We start from the raw sequence: 18,833 nt of genomic DNA, 5'->3' as shown, positions 1-18,833 counted from the left end.
GTGGTCACGGTCTGCGCCCTCCGCGACCATCGCCTCGATTAGCTCGCGACGGGGTCGTACCCATCCCCCCGCAGGGCGGGGGCGCTCGCCTGAGCATCTTTGATCAGCAACATCAAGTGCAGTGGGTCGGTGGGGGATGGTTCGAAGTTGTACCGGAGGTAGAAGTTGCGCGCGTCGTCGTGGAGTGCGTGTACGAGGATGGCGCGGACGCCGATCTGCTCGGCGGCTCGCACCGCCCGCGCGATGGCGTCGCGCAGCAGACTCTCTCCCAGCCCGCGGCCTTGGTGTTTGCGGTCGATCGCGAGGCGGGACAGCAAGATCACTGGTATCGGGTCCGGCATGTTGCGACGGAATTTGCCGGCGCAACCCGAGTGGGACACCGCCCCAGACGCCAAGGCGTAGTAGCCGACGATTCGGCCATCGTGCAAGGTGACGAAACAACGCGATGCGCCGCCGACGTGGTTGGCCAGCGCACGATGACGCAGATAGTTGTCGAGCGTGGGTTCACCACTGTCGAACGCGGCGGTGTCATCTGTCTCGGTGATCGGTCGCGGGACGCTGTAACCGCTCACGCGTCGGGATCAAACAGGGATGGCTTGGCGAACAGCTTGGTCAAGGCAGGCTTGATCTGGACGGGCCGGTCGAGAAGGACGTTGAACTCGGTCCACGCGGCGTCGTCGAGTAAGAAGTGTCGGCGGTCGGCTAGTACCTCGCGGGCGTGCGCGACGGTAGCGCTGACACAGAAAGTAGTGAGGTCGGTCCCTTCGACCTCGGCGGCATGGCGAATAAGTGCGTCCTGCCAGGGGGTCAGGCGCACCGCGAAACGTTCAGACTTCGTAGCCATGCATCCATTGTGTGCCTGATAGGCGTACACGTCAATCATATGGGCTTTCAAGCGCGGACTGCGCCGGTCGCAAATAGGGAGTGCACGAAATCTGGCGAGGGCCTTGCGAAATAGCCGCTGACCTGCGTCGCAGCTGGTGCGCGATACTGGGATTGAACCAGTGACCTCTTCCGTGTCAGGGAAGCGCTCTCCCGCTGAGCTAATCGCGCTGTGGGGATCGAAGCTGGAGGTGGAGACGGGAATCGAACCCGTGTGCACGGCTTTGCAGGCCGTTGCCTCACCACTCGGCCACTCCACCGCTGGGGATTGATGCCACTTGCACCTTCGAGCGGACGACGGGATTCGAACCCGCGACCCTCACCTTGGCAAGGTGATGCGCTACCAACTGCGCTACGTCCGCGCGCAACGGGCGAGATCGTCGCCCGGTGCGAAGCACGACGATAGTCCACGTGAGCGGGCGCACACAAATCTTCTGCAGCGTTGCGTGTCTAGGTGAGCGCTCGCCCAGGTAGCGCGTTCGGTGGTGTCGCCACTCGTGCTAGTCTTCGACCTCGTTCGCCTCTCGGCGCCGGTCCCGTGGCTCAGTGGAAGAGCGTCCGCTTCACACGCGGAAGGTCGCTGGTTCGATCCCAGCCGGGACCACAAGTTGTTTTCGCAGTTCAGAGGCGGTTTTCGCCTAGCACGCGAGGCCGTTTGGGCTATCCATGGGCTATCTCGCCTCGCCTGGCGGGTTTGCTGGCGATCCGCCCCGCCCATCGACCGGCGGGGGGAGTGCTTTTGAGTTACATCAGTGGCATTTAGGTGCCAACAGAGGTAGTCTGATATGACACCCTGTGGCGCTCAGGTTAAAAAGCTCGCGAGCCTTTCGCAAATCCCGATGTATAAGCGAAAGGTTCGCATCATGTCTAATCCAGTATCTAATTTATCAACTAATTCTCGATATCTTTCGACCGCTGAAGCGGCTGCCTACCTAGGTGTATCCCAAAACACGCTGCGGTCCTATGTTCACAAAAAGATAGTTCCGGTCCATCGTCTGGGGCCAAGATTATTTAAATACGATGCTAACGAACTAGACGTTGTTGTGAAGACGATGGGACTATAGAAAAAATTTTGTTGCCGCTCGGTTATTTGGAATCGGACGGCCCGCGATCCGCACCGCGCCCGTTGCAAGGGCTGGCTGTCCTGCTATCTGGCAATACGTAGTCAACGCCCGCGTGCTATGGGAGCATCAACGGTCGAATAGCTTGCAACACACTGTTTTTAGCGCCGTTGACCCATGATGGCGGAGTAGGATTCGCCGCAATTGGCTTTGAACATTTTCCTATTGCTGAAAACATAGGCAGGGTTTGAAAATGAACGCACTTACTGCACACACCGCCGCCTTGGCGGCATATCCGATTTTCGGCGGCACTCAACCCCACTATGGAATCAACGTCCACGGTGATGTTCTCGTTAACCGCCTCAACGATGGCACTGATCTCAACGATATGTGGGACGAGTGGCGCGAACTACTCAACATTTGGAACAGCGAAAAGACGAAGCTTACTGATCTTCTGATCTTCAGAACCACGGTCAGCGGTGAAGCTGTCCCGCAGGACATGACGATCGGATCGTTTGAAGAGGCAACTGATTTGGGTGTTCCTAAGTCGATCGGGTCGCCCAACGCTTTGCCCCTCGGGTACAAGTTCGGTGATTTTGACCTGGCCTCTAGATTTTCTTGGCGGTTCCTGCGCGATGCTGATATCCGTCAGGTTGAAGCTGTGATGAACGGTATTTTGGCTGCTGACAACCAGCTCGTGACCGGCACGATTTTGCGCAGGCTGTTCGATCCCGCCGAGAAGCGCAACGAACACCAGATGCGCGTGTTCGGCCTGTGGAACGGCACCGATGGTCTGACCCCGCCCAGCTACATGGGCCGCACGTTCAGCCAGAACACCACGCACTACATCCCGAGCCAGGCATCACAGATCGACGCTGCCGATATCGAAGATGCAATTCGACTCATCGTTCGCAAAGGTTATGGCACGTCGACAAACTCAAAGCTCTTGATCCTTGCCAACAGTGACGAAAGTGAGCTGATTCAAGCGTGGCGGGCAGGTGAGCCGAGTCGCCCGAGCGGTCCCGATGCTTCGTATGATTTTATTCCGGCCAACGATGCGCCGCCTTGGATCACGCAAACCGGTGAGCTGGTCGGCCAACCGGTGCCAGGTGAGATTTGGGGCCTGAAAGTCGAGGGCAGTTACGGGCCAGCGCTGTTGATTCAAAGCGATTTCATTCCATCGGGGTATGTGGCTGTTGTGGCGTCGTCGGGGCCGAACAGTGTGAATAATGTTATGGGTTTCCGTCAGCATCCCAACACCGCATACCAAGGGCTGCGTCATATTCCTGGTGAAGGTCAGTACCCGATTGTCGGAAGTTATTCGCAACGGTCATTCGGTGTTGGTGTGCGTCAGCGCGGCGCTGCTGCGGTAATTCAGGTCACCAATTCCAGCAGCTACACCGCGCCGACCGCGACCCAGATTCCGGTGTAACCGTGAGCGGTCAGCTTTCCCCGTGGTTTGCCGAACAGATTTTGTGCGCCAAGAGCCGCGCACGGGTTCTGCAACGGAATCGGGCCAGTGAGTTTTCTCACGGAAAGGGTTTGACCCCAATGGGTTTGGAAGATGCCCCGCCCTCCGAAGGTGGTAGGTATCACGGTCGCACGCCACCACCGAACCGCCCTGGTGGTAATCGGCGTAAGCACGGTTAGGAGACTGTCGATGGCGTCCCGCAAGCAGAAGGCGCATCGCGCGAAGTTTGCCAAGGCCGCGAGAGCTAAGGGAAATACCAAAATCGGTCGGCGTGCGAAATCGACTGCGCACCAACGTAAGAAGCGCTAGCGAGTCTCGTGATGTCTCGACGCCGGCCAAAAGCACCAAGGGTTAGCCAGACCGCAACGCGGTCAGTCCGAAGCTACGTCAGGGATGCCCGTGGCCGGTTCGCTGCGACCGGCACCACGTCTGAGGTATCCACCGAAGCTGCCGATCTCAAGCGCCGTGTGCGTCGTCGTCGGGCCGTGATGGCCGGTACGGCGGCTGTGACAGCCCTCGCGGCCAGTCAGGTGCATCCGGCCAGCCGTACCCGTACGGCGGTTGCCCGTCGCAAGCTGGTGAAGCGTCACGTGGCCCGTGCGGCCTCCGATCATCGGAAGTCGGTCACTAGGCGCGCTCGCGTTCTGCCTCATCGTGTGACACCTGGGGCGGCGTTTCCGAAGTCAGCTCGCAAGGCCGCGACGGCTGAGGCGCGGAAGCTGAGCAAGGGGTACCGCCGTCAGCTCAAGCGGACCCGTAAGGCGCGACGGCGGTCCCGGTGAGTGCCTATGACCGGCCAGAGCTGCCGTATAGCTGCCAACCGGCACCGCTGCGACCGCGACTAAACCGGCCCCCGAGGAATCCCAACGGCACCGCACCAAGGCCGATCACACCGGCGAGACCGGGCTAGGTCGGCGCCCTGCACTACCGTCTCGATGATGACCGCTTTCGTCAGCTATACCGCTGAGCCAAACGTCACCATCGTTCAGCACAACCCTGTACCCGATGCGTTGCAGATAGCCGCAGCGTGCGGCACAGCTTTGGGCGCACTCGGCGTGATCGCGGCGGTTGCCACGTTTTGGTTCCAGTGGTTCAAATCCCGGCGAGAGCGGGAAGACCGAAAGACACGAGATCGCACCGAACTTCAGCGCCACGAAGCGCAGATTGCGGTGTTGAGACAAGCTGAAGACGATCGGCTCGCCGCCCAGGCGCGCAGAATCGTTCCAGCGATCTTTCGAGGTGACGTTGTCAGTAATACGCTGTGGAACCTCAGGGTCGATAATTGGAGCACAGACGTAGTTTCCGATATGAAGATCGACATTATTATCTGCGACCGCGCTGGCAATACTGTTCCGCACGGCTATCGTCTCGCTAACAGAGCAGGGCTCGCTGAAACCATGATTAATATTTTCACACCGGTATTCTCACAGGTTATGGATGCTCTTGCCGTGAGATTCAACCAATACATCGAGGCTATGAAGGCAACAGTAATGTCGTTGCCTGATCCGAATGACACCACACAAATTGACGCGATTAATGCGCAATTTGCCGCCGGGCTTGAAAATATGGGCCCACAACTGAATGAGCAAACAGCCGCAAACCTCCAAGCGCAAGTTAACCACGCGGTTCAAACGCGATTAACCGACGAGTGGCAGACGATCTTAGCGCCGGGACAATTCACGGCAATGGCTATTGAGACAACGCAAGCTGATTACAGGCCTCATCTGCAAATACAGTTCGAGGATGCGTCGGGTTACCGCTGGGGCAGAACAGACACCGAAGGGCCAAAGCGGATTCACGAGGGCGCCCAGCGGGGCTAGCGCCGGACCGGGCTAGTCGGTTGCCCGACGAATTGCATCTCGGATGGCGACGTTGATCTGGCTGCCGATGTCGCCAACAACCTGTTGGACTGCAAGCAGAGGGTCTATAAGACCCTCTGGCAGCTCGTCAGCCGCCAGCACTTCTCGCCAAACCGGAGCCATCACAGCGGACTTGATCTGAAGGGCCACATCATCGGCGCGGGCATCGATCTGGGCCTGCTGACCAACCTCGGACAGGAACCGCTTCGCCGCCGCGTCAACCGCATCGTGGAACTCAGGCGTGTCGAGGGCTTTGCGTACCGCTGCTCGTATGGCGTCGGTGAGAGCTTCGATGGCTGGGCGTGAGGGGTCGCTCATGGCCTCGATGCTATGCGCCAGCTCACCGCAGAGCGACACAACCAGAGGTCGCTGCTGCCCATGGCTTCGCTCCGAGAAGTCAAATAACAAGAAAGCAGACAGAATCAATTTGAATTAGGGGCTCTTCTTATTTCACCGGCCCACCACTAGGAGCTGCTTGAGAAATTCGCCCGAGACACTTGCGCCATGTGTAGTGCTGGGGTAATACTCAGATAACGCCATTGAGGCGAGTATTTACAAAATGCAAATCTTGTACGGTAATTCGCAAAGGAATACACCTATGTCCGCTGACCCCATTCCCAAACGGGTGAATGAAACGAAACCCCTGATGCAAATTGCTCCCGATGCGCAGGCCGAAAGATCAGCTTATTCGTCAAGTCCTAATATCAAGGGGTTAGAGCAAGCGGTCAAACGTATCAAAGAACTGTTTGGTGTAGATGTCACGGTTCGCTATCTGCGTTCTGCGATCACACAAGGCAGGCTTAATCGCCACTACATCGCGCACCACGTCTACCTTTCCGATCAAAACCTGTATGACTTCATTGTTTTAGGAACGAAGCGCACTAGCGCCTAACCAAAATCTTAGAACCGAAAGGATTTCACGATGACTACTATGACGCTGTTGAACGATGCTGAACGACGAATCTACGATTTGTCGATAGCGCAAAAATACGATCCAGAGAGAGCGGTTCTAGCTCACAGAAAGATCCAGAAGATCACTGATCCAGAAAGCGGGGAACGTCAACGACGTGCATTGACCGGCGTCGTTCTTCCGGTTGATCCCGATGATCAGGATAGCGTTCAATTCGTTACGTATTCCAAAGCAATAGCAGATCAGCTAGAAGCCGCACGACGCCAGGCTGAGAGCTGGGTTGAGCAGTATTACGAGAAGATCGCGCCAGGGCTGTTGGGCGTTCATCTACTGTTTGGTGCTGAACCACGGCTACGCCAAATCGTCGCGAAAGCTCTTGCGGCATATCATAATTTCTTTGCTGATCCCGCGCACTTGCCCGCGCGGTATGTCGGAGGGGTTGGAGCCCCCATCGTCTACGCGACGAGCAGACCGAGTGAGCGTTTTTTGATTCGCGGCGACCGAACTTTCGACTCGGTGGTCAATGATTTGAAAGATGACATCTGGTGCGATCTGGACATCAACGGCAACGGTCACTGCATTCAAGCAATGCACTACGCACACGAGAACATGCGCTACGCGAACGAAACCATCGATCTCAACGTGTCATTGCTGGCACCGATTGCGTTAGGTGACATGGCGATCTTTGCGCGGTTCTGCAATACATGTTGGAAAACCTTCACTGCTCGACAGAGTATTGAGCGTGATGCTTGCGAAATAGTTACGCCATTCGTCGATGGTTTCGGCCAAGTCGGCTAAAGAATCACGGATTGCACATGAAACGAAATGGCTTCATGTATCCGGCGCGGTTGGGCCGAATTGCGGCGCGCCTGGCGAATGCCATTCCGACCCGACGGTCATGATTTGCGCCGGGTTGGTCGCCTGGGCGGACAGGGCCAAGGCGATCTCGGCATCGCGACCGCTGACCATGTGCTGATACCGCAAGCTGGCGCTCTGTGTCGTGTGTCCGAGGTGGTTCATTGTCTCCACCAGGTTGCCGACGCGCGCCACCTGGGTACCGGCGAAGTGGCGCAAATCGTGTAGGCGCATACCCGAGATATCAGCAGCGGCGCAAGCATCACGGAAGGCGGGTCGCACAACGCGATCCATGACATGACAGCCACCACGAACCGGCACAAACAACCGGCCACCCTCCTGACCGCCTTGCGCGTGAGCTTTTGAAAATGGCGACCGACGACAACGTTTCAGATGCGGTGAAGCTCAACGCAATTCGTGATGCATTGGATCGCGGCGGAGTTGGTGTCAAAGCTGAGATTGAACTGTCTGCAAAGCCTTACGAAAATATCGCTGACCAGATCGAGACGATGCGTGGTGGTTCGCGCGCAGCACACCGTACAGGTGTCCCAGACGTTCAACCTCACGCATTACCCGCCGCCAACGACAATGCAATTGACGCTGAGCTAGTCGTTGATCCAAACGACGACGATGCCCCGATTGATTTATGTGACGTAGGTCCACTCGATTTGTACGGCACTGACCAATCGATCACACCAGGCGACGACGAACGTCGCTCTGTGTTCGGCACAGCACCGCCGAACGATGGTCTGATGACGATGGAGGACAGCATGGATGAGATAGCCCGGTTGCGACGTGAGGCGGTACAACGCACCCGCCAAGAGCAGCGGGCGTTGCCACCGGGCCGAAGCGACCGGTAAATAGCCCGCGCATAGCCCAAATCGGGGTTGCCAAGCACAAGAAAGCCTCTGAGCTGCATAAATGCCGACAATGTCGGCTGGTATTGCAACAGCCGGGCGGTTTTTGTCGACGTGTTGGGGCGGTAAGCCTGTCGGTCAGTTGGCTTACGATCGACCTCCCCCGGAAGGGGACAACAACGCCCTGTCGCGCTGGAAAGGATTGCGGGAAATGCAGCTCTGGAATCGAAGGACGATATGACACGTGGTTGGGGCTTGCCCGAGGAATATTTTCGAGCGTTTCTTGACAGTGAACACAAAAGATTGCGAAAGAAAGAAAAAGTACGAGATGTTTCTGCGCCGGTACTTTCGGACGAAGATGCGCGCGTAATAATAGATCAGTACATCAAAACAGGACAAGGCATTGAAGCCCTCCAGACGCTTGGTCGGCGCGTTGTGAAGGATGCAAAAAAGCAACGCGAATCTTACGTAAAACGGAGGGAAAAGGAGCTTTCGTCGTTCGCAGCAGTTTGTGAATGTCCCGCGTGCGGGTGTTTCGATGTCCACTGGCTCACATCATCAGGAAGAGAGTGCAAGCAGTGCGAACACCGCTGGGACCAGCAACTCAGGTCATGATTTGCGCCGGGTTGGTCGCGAGGGCGGACAAGGCCAAGGCGATCTCGGCATCGCGACCGCTGACCATGTGCTGATACCGCAAGCTGGCGCTCTGTGTCGTGTGTCCGAGGTGGTTCATGGTCTCCACCAGGTTGCCGACGCGCGCCACCTGGGTACCGGCGAAGTGGCGCAAATCGTGTAGGCGCATACCCGAGATATCAGCAGCGGCGCAAGCATCACGGAAGGCGGGTCGCACAACGCGATCCATGACATGACAGCCTCCGCGAACCGGCACAAACAACCGGCCACCCTCAGATTCAGGCTCGGCGAACCGCTCCAAATGCTCATGGATTGCAGCAGCGATATGCGGCGGAATTCCGACCTTGCGCGTGCGATGTGTTTTCGGCGTGGATAGGTGACAACCTTTGCGATGGCTTACGCCGCGAGCAACCACGATGATGCCTGGCACTGCGGAGTCGTCGGCATTTACGTAACGGATATCCTTGCGGCGCAGCTCTGTTACCTCACCGAACCTCAGGCCACACCACGCCGAAATCAGTACCAGCGCTTGAAATTTTGCTTCGATCTTGTCTGCGATGATCGCTAGTTGCTCTGGTGTCGGTATGACGGCTTCATGGTTGTTTTCCACCACAGTTGCGCGTTCGATGTTGCACGGATTCTGCTGTAGCAGTTCATCTATCACTGCCGTCTTGCAAATCGTGTTGAGCAATCCGTAAGCGTTAGCACGTGTCTTTTGATGAGCTGGGTCTAGGTCGCTATACCATGTGCGAATCGCAGCGGGACGCAGGTTGCTTACCAGGATCGAACCGAGCTTCGGCGCGATGTATTTATCAAAGCTGGCCTGGTACTGGATCCGAGTATTTTCTTTGATCTGGCGGTGCTCGATCCAGTCTTTTGCATACTCGGAGAGCGTAGGTTGTGACTTCAATTTTTGATTCGCAACCACGCTGCGTTGCGCTGGGCTCATCCATTGCAGTTCAGCCGATACGTTGCTTGCCGTCACGGATCGCAACCCCGCCTTAGCGTTCTGGATATCGCGGCGCTCTGCGGTCAGCCATTCCTCGGCTTCGATCTTGAGTTCAAAGGTTTCCGGCGCGAAGTGCCGCACGTTGTCGGGGCCGATGTATGACGCCTGGTAGCGACCGCTAGAGCGTTTTCTAATCCATCCCCACCCGCGATGGTTTTTCCTACCGGGCATCGAAACCCCAACTGATTGCGCTGGCAAGGCTAGGCGACCAATATTGCCGATCTTCCGTGGGTTTCCATCGAAGCGAACCAGGATGTTCCGGAAACAAGAGATAGGTCGCGCCGGGTTGATACTTGCGGGGTTGGATGAACGGCCACGGAAGTTTCTGCCCATTCCGGTACAACTTTGTCAGTTCGTCTTCGGCATCCCCACCCAATCCGATCACAAGCACCGGCTGCACTATCGCGAGTTCGTCACGCAGGAAGTGATGACAGCTGTCGATCCACTCCTGTTCTGATGGCGCATCATTGAGCGGGTGGCAATGAACAACGTTGGTGATGAAAATTTGTCGCTTCTTCTTGTCCGCGAGTTCTAGAGCCTTATCGATGTACGTTCCGCTGCCGCCTGTGAACGGAATTTTCGTCTCCATGCACTTACGGCACAAACTCTGGCCAACGATCGCGATGGGGGAGTCAACGGAACCGTAGCCGGGTGCCGACTCGGTTTTGCCGGGTTCGTTCATCCCGTCGCAGTCGCGGCAGTACGCGATTTGGTCGGCGAGGAGATTCATGCGTTGTCGTTTCACACCGGACATGAACTTGATTTCCTCTCGCTTACAACTTGAAGTCATCTAGTTTGCTGATATCCCAGCGGTGAAACCGTGTTGAACTGGAGGTTTGCAGTGCCGGGCTATCCATGGGCTATACGAAACAGCATACCGCTGGTGTGCGCTGGTGTCTCTTGTTACGAGGGAAGAGGCTTAAAATGCTGCAACACAAGGTAATCCGCTGATCATCGGGGTACCTTCTCAGCAAACAAATCTAGTTCGATCCCAGCCGGGACCACTCGGTTTATGTAGGCTCCGACACGTCTTCGTCAGCCGGAGCCGACTTGGACGAAATGACCACGACGGCCGCGACGGCAGCCACCGCGAGGATCGCGATCGAAACGGCGATGGTGGTGTGAAAGCCGGTCAGAAATGCCTTCTGCGCCTCGAGACGGATCTGTTCGGCCAACGCGGGTGCGCTGGTTTGGCCGGCGAGGTGTTGGGCGTTACGGATCGACTCGCGCGCAGATGACAGCTGGTCCGGGTTCAGACCACGAATCGGCCGGAACGCGGCGGTATAGCCAGCGGTGAGGACCGAACCGAGCACCGCGATGCCTAGCCCGCCGCCGAGGTCGTAGGCGACCTCTTCAACGCCGGCGGCTTGGCCGATGTAGTCCTGCGAGACGGCGGAGACGATGGCGTCGTTCGCGCAGACCACCACGACATCGAGCACAAACCCGACCACGGCCAGCGAGCCGGCGAACACCAAAGGTTGTTCGTGCGCGCCCAGGGTCAGCAACGGGATCAGCGCCAGCGCCGCGAGCCCTAGACCACAACCGATCGCGACACGAGTGCCGCAGCGATCCACGATCAGGTGCGCCGAGAGCGACCCCACAACAGTGGTTGCCGCCATCGGCGTCAGTCGCAATGCCGCTTCGACAGGCGTCAGACCCAGGAAATTCTGCAGATACTGGGCGAACACCAGGTTCAACCCGACGATGCAAAACACCGCCAGCACCACCGATGCGACCGCAACGCTGAACGACGCGCGCATGAAAAGGCGCACGTTCAACAGCGGTTCGATCCCGCGGTTTTGCCTATTCGACTGGCGGCGGATGAAACACCACAGCCCGCCACCCGCGACGACAAGGCACCCGAGTGCAGCGGCGTCAACACCGTGCCGAGTCACCTGCTTGATAGCCAGCGCAAAAGCGAGCACGCCCACGATCGACAAGACGACGCTGAGCCCGTCCAGCACCAGACGGGCCTGCGAGCGTGATTCGGGGACCAGCCGCCACACCAACAGCAGCACCAGCAGCGCCAGGGGGGCATTGACGAGAAACACTGCGCCCCAATAGAAGTACTCGACCAGCAGTCCGCCGATCACCGGGCCGATCGCGGCGCCAACGGCCGACACCGCCGACCAGATCCCAATCACACGCAGTCTTTCCCTGCGCTCGGGAAACGCGACCCGCAGCAGCGAGACCGTAGCGGGAAGGATCATCGCCGCGCCCACCGCCATCACCGAGCGGGCCAAAATCAGCAGCAACGGAGTGCTCGCGAACGCCGCCGGGATCGACACCACCGCAAAGATCGTCAGGCCCGCCATGAGGAGCCGCTTGCGGCCGAATCGATCACCCGCGACCGCGGCGATCAGCATCAGTGAGGCCATCACCAGCGGGTAAATGTCGACGATCCAAAGGAATTCAGTCGCTGACGGATTCAGGCCCTCCGCGATTTTCGGTGCGGCGACGTGCAGCACGGTGACGTCGACCACGACCAGAAACAGCGCGGCGCAGACGGTGAACAACACCGCACCCGCGCGTCCCGTCACCGGTTTGGCCGCAAGCTGCTCGGTTGTCACAGCAGTCCGAGCAGTCGCAGGTCGGTGACGTACTTGGTGATGATCTGCGGCGTGAGGTGTGGAATGTCTTTGTCGGGGCCGACTTTCGCGTCCTGGACTGCCGCGCGGAATCGGTCGGTAGGTATCACAGCCCCGTTGAAAGGCGTCTCGGGCCGCCGGTAGTTGTGCAGTAGCGGCAATAGTGAACCGTGGCGCTGCTTTTCGGGCAGCGCATGCAGGCTGGTCTCGAACCGCCGCAGCCACTCGGCGTAGTCGTCGATCCGCTCGATCGAGCAGCCATAAGAGATGAGCCAGTCGACGAACTCGTCGAATCCGATGCCGTCGGCGTAGGGGTTCATCGCGTGGTAGGTCTCAAACCCGCTCAGCCCCTGCGCATCTCGAACCTCGCCCAGGGTGGCGCCCAACGTGGAAATCGCCTCGGCCATGAACTCCACCGGTAGGCCGTCGTGGTGTGCCCTCTGCCGAGCGCCGTCGGCGTCCAGTTCGTAGAACGAACCGGGCGCGACGCCGGCGGCAACCAGGCTCAGCATCATCCGGGTGAACATGTCGGGCAGGTTGAGCTGACCGGCGTAGCTGGTGTCGGCCAGGATCATCCCGCAACGAAACACCGCGACCGGCAGGCCGCACAAATCGTGGGCCTCGCGCAGCAATACCTCGCCGGCCCACTTGCTGTTGCCGTAGCCGTTGGCGTAGCTGTCGTCGATCCGCCGGGTCGGGCTGATTTCCCGGACGTCGGCGTCCTCAATGAACGCGTCGGACCGGATCTGGTCGCCCACGCTGATCGTCGACACGTAGATGTAGGGCTTTTGCTTGCCGCTCAAGGCAATTCGGATCAGCTCGGCGGTGCCCATCGTGTTCGGGCCGAACAATTCGCTGTACGGCAACACGTGGTTGACCAGAGCGGCCGAGTCGAGGATCAGATCGACGCTGTCGGCCAGTCGCTGCCAGGTCTGGGTGTCCAGGCCGAGATTGGCCTCGCCCTTGTCGCCGGCGACGATCTCGAGATGCCGGGCGGCCAGCTCCTGATAGTGCGCCAGCAGCTTCGGGTCACCGCTATCGAAGGTACGGTCCAACCGTGCCCGCGCCTCTTCGTCGGACTTGGCCCGCACCAGGGCAATCACTTTCCCTTCGACCAGGTTCATCCGTTCCAGCCATTCCAGCGCCAGGTAGCGGCCCAGAAAGCCGGTGGCTCCGGTCAACAGCACGGTGCGCACCTGGGCGCGGGGTCCGGGCACGGTGGGGGCCGCGGCCAGTGTGGCGGCGTCGAGGAACTTGTCGAGCGTGAGGTCGCGGGCGTGCACCTCGGTGGCACCTGACCCGTGTACCGCGGCGAAGGTGGGTCGCACGGCGCCGGGCTTGCGCTCGGCCTCGATGTAGTCGGCAATGGCCTGCAGGTCGTTGGCCGGGCTGACGATCACGCTTACGGGTACCTCGACGTCGAAGATCTCCTGCAGCAGGTTGCCGAATGTCAACGCCGACAACGAGTCTCCGCCAAGCTGGGTGAAGTGCGTATCCGGCTGCACATCGTCGGCGCCTGAGCTGCCCAGCAGCGCCTCGGCGGCGCGGCTGACGGTTTCCAGCACGGGCGCGTCGGCGCCGCGCAGGCGCAACGCGCGTAGCTCGACGGCCTGGCCATCTTCGAGATCGGTGTAGAGCTGTTCCAGACGCTGGCCGTAGTGCTTTTTCAGCTGCGGCCGGGCCGGCTTGCGGGTGCCGGTGAGCAGGCCGTTCTCCAGCGTCCAGGGTGTGGTCTCGATGAGGAAATCGCGCGGGATCTCGTAGGACTGCAGGCCGGCCTTTTTGGCGACTTGCTGTAGGGACTCCATGATCCGCGCCTTGAGCTCGTCTGGGTCGAAGCGGGTCAGTGCGTCCTCGGCCGGGACGATCACGGCCAGCAGGTAAGCGCGTGCGCTGTTGCCGTAGACGTAGGCCTGCCGGATCAGCGGGCTGTCGGCGAACAACGGCTCCAGCTTGGAGACGGCGACGAACTCGCCCTGCGCGAGCTTCAGTACGTTGTTGCGACGGTCGAGGTAGACCAGACTGTCGGGGCCGACCTGGGCCATCACGTCGCCGGTGCGGTAGAAGCCGTCAGCGTCGAACACCTCGGCACTGACCTCTGGGCGCTGGTAGTAACCGGTGAACATGCCTTCGGTCTTGACCAGCAGCTCGCCGCGCGGAAACGGCTGGTCGGTAAGGAAATAACCCAGGTCCGGCACGTCAACCAGCTTGTAAGCGAGCACCGGCGGACGCTGCACCTGGCCGTCCATCCAGATCATTCCGGTTTCCGTCGAGCCGTACGCGTCGGCGACATGCATTTCCAGCAAGTACTCCAACCGCGCCTTCAATTCCGCAGTGCTGGGGGCTGAACTGGTGAGCGCCGCCACGAACCGGCCGCCGAGCAGGTTCTGCCGCAGCTCGGCCTTGACCTGTTCCGCTACGGCTTCGGGGTTGCATCGATCGCCCCCGCCGGCTAGGCGCCGGTCGACCCGAGTCTGGAATTCGGCGCAGATCATTTCCCACGCGCGCGGCACGAAGTCCAGCTCGGTAGGCCGCACCAGCGCGAGGTCCTCGAACAGCGTCGACAAATCATTCTTTGCCACGAAATATGCGGTACCGCCGTTGGCCAGCGTCCCGTACAGCACCTCGCGGCCCATCACGTGGCTCATCGGCATGAAGTTGAGGGTGATCGACGGATGGCTGCTCTGGGCGATGTAGGCATCCGACTTGCGCCAGAATTTCGTGACTCGACTGCGCGGGTAGATGACGCCCTTGGATGAGCCGGTGCTGCCGGACGTGTAGATCAGCAGCGCCGGCAGATCGCCGGACGGCTCGACTGGCGGCTCAGAAGAAGGCACGCGCCGCAACGTATTCCCGCGCTCAATCGCCTCGGCAAGCGTTTCGACGATCACCCCGCTGTCGGCCAGTTGTGCGCGTGCGTCGGCCAGAGCGGCGCGCTGGTCGTCGGCCTCGCCGCGGTAGTCGAACACGACCAGCCGGTGCGGCGCATGCGCGGTTAGCGCCAATTCCACTGCATCAGCGAGGCTTTCGATGCTCGAGGCGATCATAGTCGGCGTGGTCTCGGCGACACTGGCCCGAAGTTGGCTGATCGGGGCGCTGGTCTGCAGCGGAACGGGCAAGGCCGCCATTCGAATCAGGGCTAGGTCGACGATCGTGTAGTCCACGCTCGCGCGCCCGAGCAGGCAAACACGGTCGCCGACACCGACTTCCGTCGATGACGCGGTTGCGAAGGCGCGGGCGCGGTCCCATAGCTGGCGGTAACTGAGCGTCTCGAAGTGGGGCAGCAGCTGCTGTGTCCGGCGGCCGGTGTCCGGATCGAGGCTGAATTGGACCGCGCGCTGGGCCAGCGCGGGGCGATCGGCATAACCCTCCATGACCGTGCGAATGATCTGCAGGAGCGGCACTTCGGGCCGTTCGACCGCCCGGGTGATCGCGTCGCTGGGCTTGGCGGCAGCGAACTGCGCGTCGGTGGCGTACAAGTGCGCGATACGGGCAGCAAGCCGCTCGGCGCGCGAATCGGTCGACAAGAAAAGCCCCTTCGGACGGATTAATTTAGGGAAAACAGACCGTTGGGAATGGTGATCGCCAAACGGGGATGCTGGACCTATTCTCGGGCATAAAAGCCATTTCGCTGATGTGAGATGCTTCACGGTAGTCTGTGCGTGACATCACATTGACCGGTAATATTCAAGTCCCGTAATTGGAAATGAATTTGCCAGTGAATTTCAGGCGACATTCGATGGAACACTGGCTTGGTTGGGTGAGTCGAAGCTCAGCGGGGGAGGCCGGCCGGTCAACAAGGGCTGGTTCGAACACCGAGTTGCTGGCTCAAAGCGGCTGTCAGAGAACGTGATTCGAGACAGGTGGGAAGCCGCTTTATCGACGTGATCGCCGTTGGGCGTGCCCTACTGCGGGTCGAATCGCAGCCCATGGCGCGCACGCCCAATCCACCGAATCACGTCATCGTGGCAACCGAACCGGGTGCGTCAATCAATCAATACGTGAAAATTATCAACGGCCCCGGAGTGTCAAAATCGCAAACCGGGCACAGTCATTCTTCAGGAAGATTCCAGGAACATCAGAATGTGCACAGCCATATCCCAGCGTCGGCGGTTTTGATCAAGCTCGGCAACCTCGCCGTCTACGAAAGGTCAGCAACGATGCGTTCCCACGCCGTCTTATGGACAGCGGAAAGTCAGCAGTCAGAAGACTCGCTAGTCACTTACGCGCTGGATCGAGACGAGGCCGTAGCGTTACGCAATCTCTCGCAGGAGTGTGTTCAGCAATATGGCGGTGCGGAAAACCAGCGTTTGCATGCCGACGCACCGGTGATTGCCGCAGAACTGCCACGCGCTCTTCGTGTGGCGGCCAACAATGCACGCTATTGCGATCGCCTGCATGCCTTTGTGGTGCGCAATGTCGTAATCAATCCAGAGCTGGAATCGACGCCCGCGCATTGGGCGACAGCTCAGAGCGGCGGCAGTAGCTCAGAATCGGTGGCGCTACTGCTGATTGCTGCCCTTCTCGGCGACACGATCGGCTGGCAGACCCAGCAGGACGGCCGGCTCGTTACCGATGTCCTGCCGATCAAGGGCCTTGAGAACTCGTTGGTGAGTTCGTCGAGTCTGACCGAACTGGGCTGGCATACCGAGGACGCCTTCTCGCCGTATCGTGCCGATTACGTGGGATTGCTCTGCTTGCGACGGCCCAGCCAGGTTGCTACGACCATCTCCGGAGTGGACCCCAGCCGGATTCCGGGCGACATCCGGGACACCCTACGCGAAGAGCGATTCATCATCCGCCCGGATTCGTCACACACCGCGCAATTCAACGTTTCTCACCATCGCGACAGCAGCTTCGGTCATCTTCGAGACATCTATGAACAGCCGCCAAGAGTCGCCATTCTCAGCGGTTCCCCGTATTGTCCGGTGCTCAGAATCGATCGTGACTTCACCGAGGCCCAGCCCGGAGATGTGGTCGCGGAAATGGCTCTCGAGTGGATTATCGATCACCTCGACAGCCGCTTATACGATCTGCCGCTGAATCCAGGAGAAGCGGTATTCCTGAACAACAACAACGTCGTGCATGGGCGGCGCCCATTCCAGCCACGCTTCGACGGAACCGATCGTTGGCTCAAACGCGTCAACATCGTCACCGACCTGCGACGTACGCGCCAGGGACGGCTCGGCGATGCAAGCCGAGTGATAACCCACAGCGCGAATTGACCGGCAACGGGGTTGGCACAGTGGGTCTTTCACGCCAACCAGTCGAACGATGGGGCGGCGCCGAACAGTATGCCGCCGCTGCCGGCCTTCCCGCGTGCGCCGTTACCGTTGGGTCCTAAGCCTGGGCTACCGCCGGCACCGCCGCTGCCGATCAGGACGGCGTTGCCGCCATTGCCGCCGTCGGCGCCGGTGGCGTTCAGGTTCTGACCACCGGCCCCGCCCGCGCCGCCGTCGCCGATCAGCGCGGCCTTACCGCCAAGACCACCGACGCCGGGGCCAACGCCGCCGACCCCGCCGGCACCACCGGTGCCGCCGGAGCCGATGAACAGGCCCGCGTTACCGGCGGCCCCGCCGGCTCCGCCGATAGCGGCGCCGAAGCCGGCGGTGCCGCCGGCCCCGCCGTGACCGAACAGGCCGATGGCGTTGCCGCCGGCCCCGCCGATCCCGCCGACGCCCGTCCCGGTTTCGGCGCCGACTCCGGCGTGGCCACCGGCGCCGCCGTTGCCGGCCAGCATGCCGCCGGTGCCGCCGGCGCCGCCGGCGCCCCCGGACAAGAAGGCACCCGAACCGACGCCGCCGGCACCGCCCTCGCCGAATAAGCCTGCGGCGCCGCCGATTCCGCCGCTGCCACCGTTGGCGGCAGCGCCGGCGTTGGGCCCGCCCGGGCCACCGGCGCCGCCATTTCCAACGACCAGGCCGCCATGGCCGCCGTGCCCGCCGGTTCCACCGGTGCCCCCGGCGCCGACGTTGGCCCCGCCGGCAGCGCCGTTGCCGCCGTTGCCCAGGAGCAGACCGCCGTGGCCGCCGTCGCCGCCAACCGCGCCGAGGCCGGCGCTCTGCCCCAGTCCGCCGATACCGCCGGCACCGCCGTCGCCGAATACGCCTGCGGCGCCGCCTATTCCGCCGGCCCCGCCCAGGCCGGTGCTGCTGTTGCCGCCCAGGCCGCCGACCCCGCCGCGACCGGCCAGCAGGCCACCGGAACCGCCGCTGCCGCCGGTCCCCGCGGAACCGCTAGTGACGCTGTAGCCGGCGCCGCCGGCGCCGCCGTTGCCGAACAATCCGGCTGCCCCGCCATTTCCGCCGCCGGCGTGCGACGGCCCACCCGATCCACCGCTGCCGCCGTTGCCGTACAAGATCCCGCCCGGCGCGCCGTCGGCACCGCTGCCCGGAGTTGCTGAGGTGCCGTTGCCGATCAGCGGGCGGTTCAGCAACGCCTCGGTGGGCGCGTTGATCACCTTGAGCAGATCCTGCTGCACTGGACATATTCCGCCGGTGCCGGCGGCGCCGTGGGCGCCGTCGCCGCTGGGGCCGATGCCGGGGCTGCCCCCGACACCGCCATTGCCGATCAGGACTGCGTTGCCGCCACTGCCGCCGTTGGCCCCGGTTCCGGTGGCGTTCAGGTTCTGTCCGCCGGCGCCGCCATTGCCGCCGTCGCCGATCAGTGCGGCCTTGCCGCCAAGGCCGCCGATACCGGCGGCAATGC

The 18,833-nt window shown here is 60.8% G+C and carries 16 protein-coding genes and 4 tRNA genes; 8 read left to right on the top strand and 12 right to left on the bottom strand.

The genetic code is table 11. The annotated features are described in order from the left end of the window. Positions 1–38: 38 nt before the first annotated feature. The 5 genes from BST12_RS14265 to BST12_RS14245 form a co-directional block, all read right to left on the bottom strand. Positions 39–572: a GNAT family N-acetyltransferase gene (locus BST12_RS14265; protein WP_083113778.1), complete on the bottom strand. Its 534-nt coding sequence runs from the start codon at positions 570–572 to the stop codon at positions 39–41. Then, the gene (locus BST12_RS14260; RefSeq protein ID WP_170062126.1) at positions 569–844 is read right to left on the bottom strand and encodes a type II toxin-antitoxin system TacA family antitoxin; all 276 of its coding nucleotides are present in this window, start codon (positions 842–844) and stop codon (positions 569–571) included. Before BST12_RS14260 ends, BST12_RS14265 begins: the two co-directional genes overlap by 4 nt. A 134-nt stretch (positions 845–978) precedes the next feature. Then, positions 979–1,053, bottom strand: a tRNA-Val gene (locus BST12_RS14255). A gap of 15 nt (positions 1,054–1,068) precedes the next feature. Next, positions 1,069–1,142, bottom strand: a tRNA-Cys gene (locus BST12_RS14250). 29 nt (positions 1,143–1,171) lie between these two features. Beyond that, positions 1,172–1,244: transfer RNA gene (locus BST12_RS14245), tRNA-Gly, on the bottom strand. A 170-nt stretch (positions 1,245–1,414) separates the two neighbouring features. Here BST12_RS14245 and BST12_RS14240 point away from each other — a divergent pair. From BST12_RS14240 to BST12_RS14225, 4 genes are all read left to right on the top strand, one after another. Continuing rightward, a tRNA-Val gene (locus BST12_RS14240) sits at positions 1,415–1,486 on the top strand. A 181-nt stretch (positions 1,487–1,667) separates the two neighbouring features. After that, a complete protein-coding gene (locus BST12_RS34855; protein ID WP_083113776.1) occupies positions 1,668–1,946 on the top strand; it encodes a helix-turn-helix domain-containing protein in 279 nt (92 codons plus the stop codon). Between the two features lie 250 nt (positions 1,947–2,196). Then, positions 2,197–3,375, top strand: coding sequence for a hypothetical protein (locus tag BST12_RS14230; protein ID WP_083113775.1), 1,179 nt, complete (start codon positions 2,197–2,199; stop codon positions 3,373–3,375). Between the two features lie 977 nt (positions 3,376–4,352). Continuing rightward, entirely contained in the window at positions 4,353–5,234 is an 882-nt protein-coding gene (locus tag BST12_RS14225; protein WP_139801681.1) for a hypothetical protein, read from the top strand. Between the two features lie 12 nt (positions 5,235–5,246). Here BST12_RS14225 and BST12_RS14220 read toward each other — a convergent pair whose 3' ends face one another. Continuing rightward, complete coding sequence (locus BST12_RS14220; protein ID WP_139801680.1) at positions 5,247–5,591, bottom strand: hypothetical protein; 345 nt, start codon at positions 5,589–5,591, stop codon at positions 5,247–5,249. A gap of 280 nt (positions 5,592–5,871) precedes the next feature. On the opposite strand from BST12_RS14220, the gene BST12_RS30890 reads away from it, so the two are divergent. Together BST12_RS30890 and BST12_RS30885 are read left to right on the top strand one after the other, a co-directional pair. Then, the gene (locus BST12_RS30890; protein WP_139801679.1) at positions 5,872–6,165 is read left to right on the top strand and encodes a hypothetical protein; all 294 of its coding nucleotides are present in this window, start codon (positions 5,872–5,874) and stop codon (positions 6,163–6,165) included. Between the two features lie 39 nt (positions 6,166–6,204). Further along, entirely contained in the window at positions 6,205–6,981 is a 777-nt protein-coding gene (locus tag BST12_RS30885; protein ID WP_139801678.1) for a hypothetical protein, read from the top strand. Between the two features lie 33 nt (positions 6,982–7,014). Here BST12_RS30885 and BST12_RS14210 read toward each other — a convergent pair whose 3' ends face one another. After that, complete coding sequence (locus tag BST12_RS14210; RefSeq protein WP_083113771.1) at positions 7,015–7,272, bottom strand: hypothetical protein; 258 nt, start codon at positions 7,270–7,272, stop codon at positions 7,015–7,017. A 134-nt stretch (positions 7,273–7,406) separates the two neighbouring features. Here BST12_RS14210 and BST12_RS14205 point away from each other — a divergent pair, with 134 nt between their 5' ends. Next, a complete protein-coding gene (locus BST12_RS14205) occupies positions 7,407–7,898 on the top strand; it encodes a hypothetical protein (protein ID WP_083113770.1) in 492 nt (163 codons plus the stop codon). A gap of 601 nt (positions 7,899–8,499) precedes the next feature. On the opposite strand, the gene BST12_RS14200 is transcribed toward BST12_RS14205, so the two are convergent. From BST12_RS14200 to car, 4 genes are all read right to left on the bottom strand, one after another. Beyond that, positions 8,500–9,708, bottom strand: a complete 1,209-nt coding sequence (locus BST12_RS14200; RefSeq protein ID WP_083113769.1) for a tyrosine-type recombinase/integrase — start codon at positions 9,706–9,708, stop codon at positions 8,500–8,502. Beyond that, on the bottom strand, positions 9,698–10,291 hold the full coding sequence (locus tag BST12_RS14195; RefSeq protein WP_083113768.1) for a uracil-DNA glycosylase family protein: 594 nt from the start codon (positions 10,289–10,291) through the stop codon (positions 9,698–9,700). Before BST12_RS14195 ends, BST12_RS14200 begins: the two co-directional genes overlap by 11 nt. A gap of 256 nt (positions 10,292–10,547) precedes the next feature. Next, positions 10,548–12,107, bottom strand: coding sequence for an MFS transporter (locus BST12_RS14190; protein ID WP_083113767.1), 1,560 nt, complete (start codon positions 12,105–12,107; stop codon positions 10,548–10,550). Then, positions 12,104–15,652 (bottom strand): carboxylic acid reductase, encoded by a 3,549-nt coding sequence (gene car / locus BST12_RS14185; protein WP_083113766.1) that lies wholly within the window; start codon positions 15,650–15,652, stop codon positions 12,104–12,106. Before car ends, BST12_RS14190 begins: the two co-directional genes overlap by 4 nt. 336 nt (positions 15,653–15,988) lie before the next feature. Between car and gntD the strand changes: the two genes are divergently transcribed. Next, the gene (gntD, locus tag BST12_RS14180; RefSeq protein WP_083113765.1) at positions 15,989–17,350 is read left to right on the top strand and encodes a guanitoxin biosynthesis L-enduracididine beta-hydroxylase GntD; all 1,362 of its coding nucleotides are present in this window, start codon (positions 15,989–15,991) and stop codon (positions 17,348–17,350) included. A gap of 29 nt (positions 17,351–17,379) precedes the next feature. Here the strand turns inward: gntD and BST12_RS30880 are convergent, their stop codons facing one another. Further along, complete coding sequence (locus BST12_RS30880) at positions 17,380–18,699, bottom strand: hypothetical protein (protein ID WP_425437393.1); 1,320 nt, start codon at positions 18,697–18,699, stop codon at positions 17,380–17,382. Positions 18,700–18,833 lie beyond the last annotated feature (134 nt).

Origin of the sequence: Mycobacterium angelicum (genome assembly GCF_002086155.1) — a bacterium.
In the GTDB taxonomy this organism is placed as follows: domain Bacteria; phylum Actinomycetota; class Actinomycetes; order Mycobacteriales; family Mycobacteriaceae; genus Mycobacterium; species Mycobacterium angelicum.
Note: the sequence above shows the minus strand (reverse complement) of the source record. Positions and strands in the feature narration are given on the sequence as shown.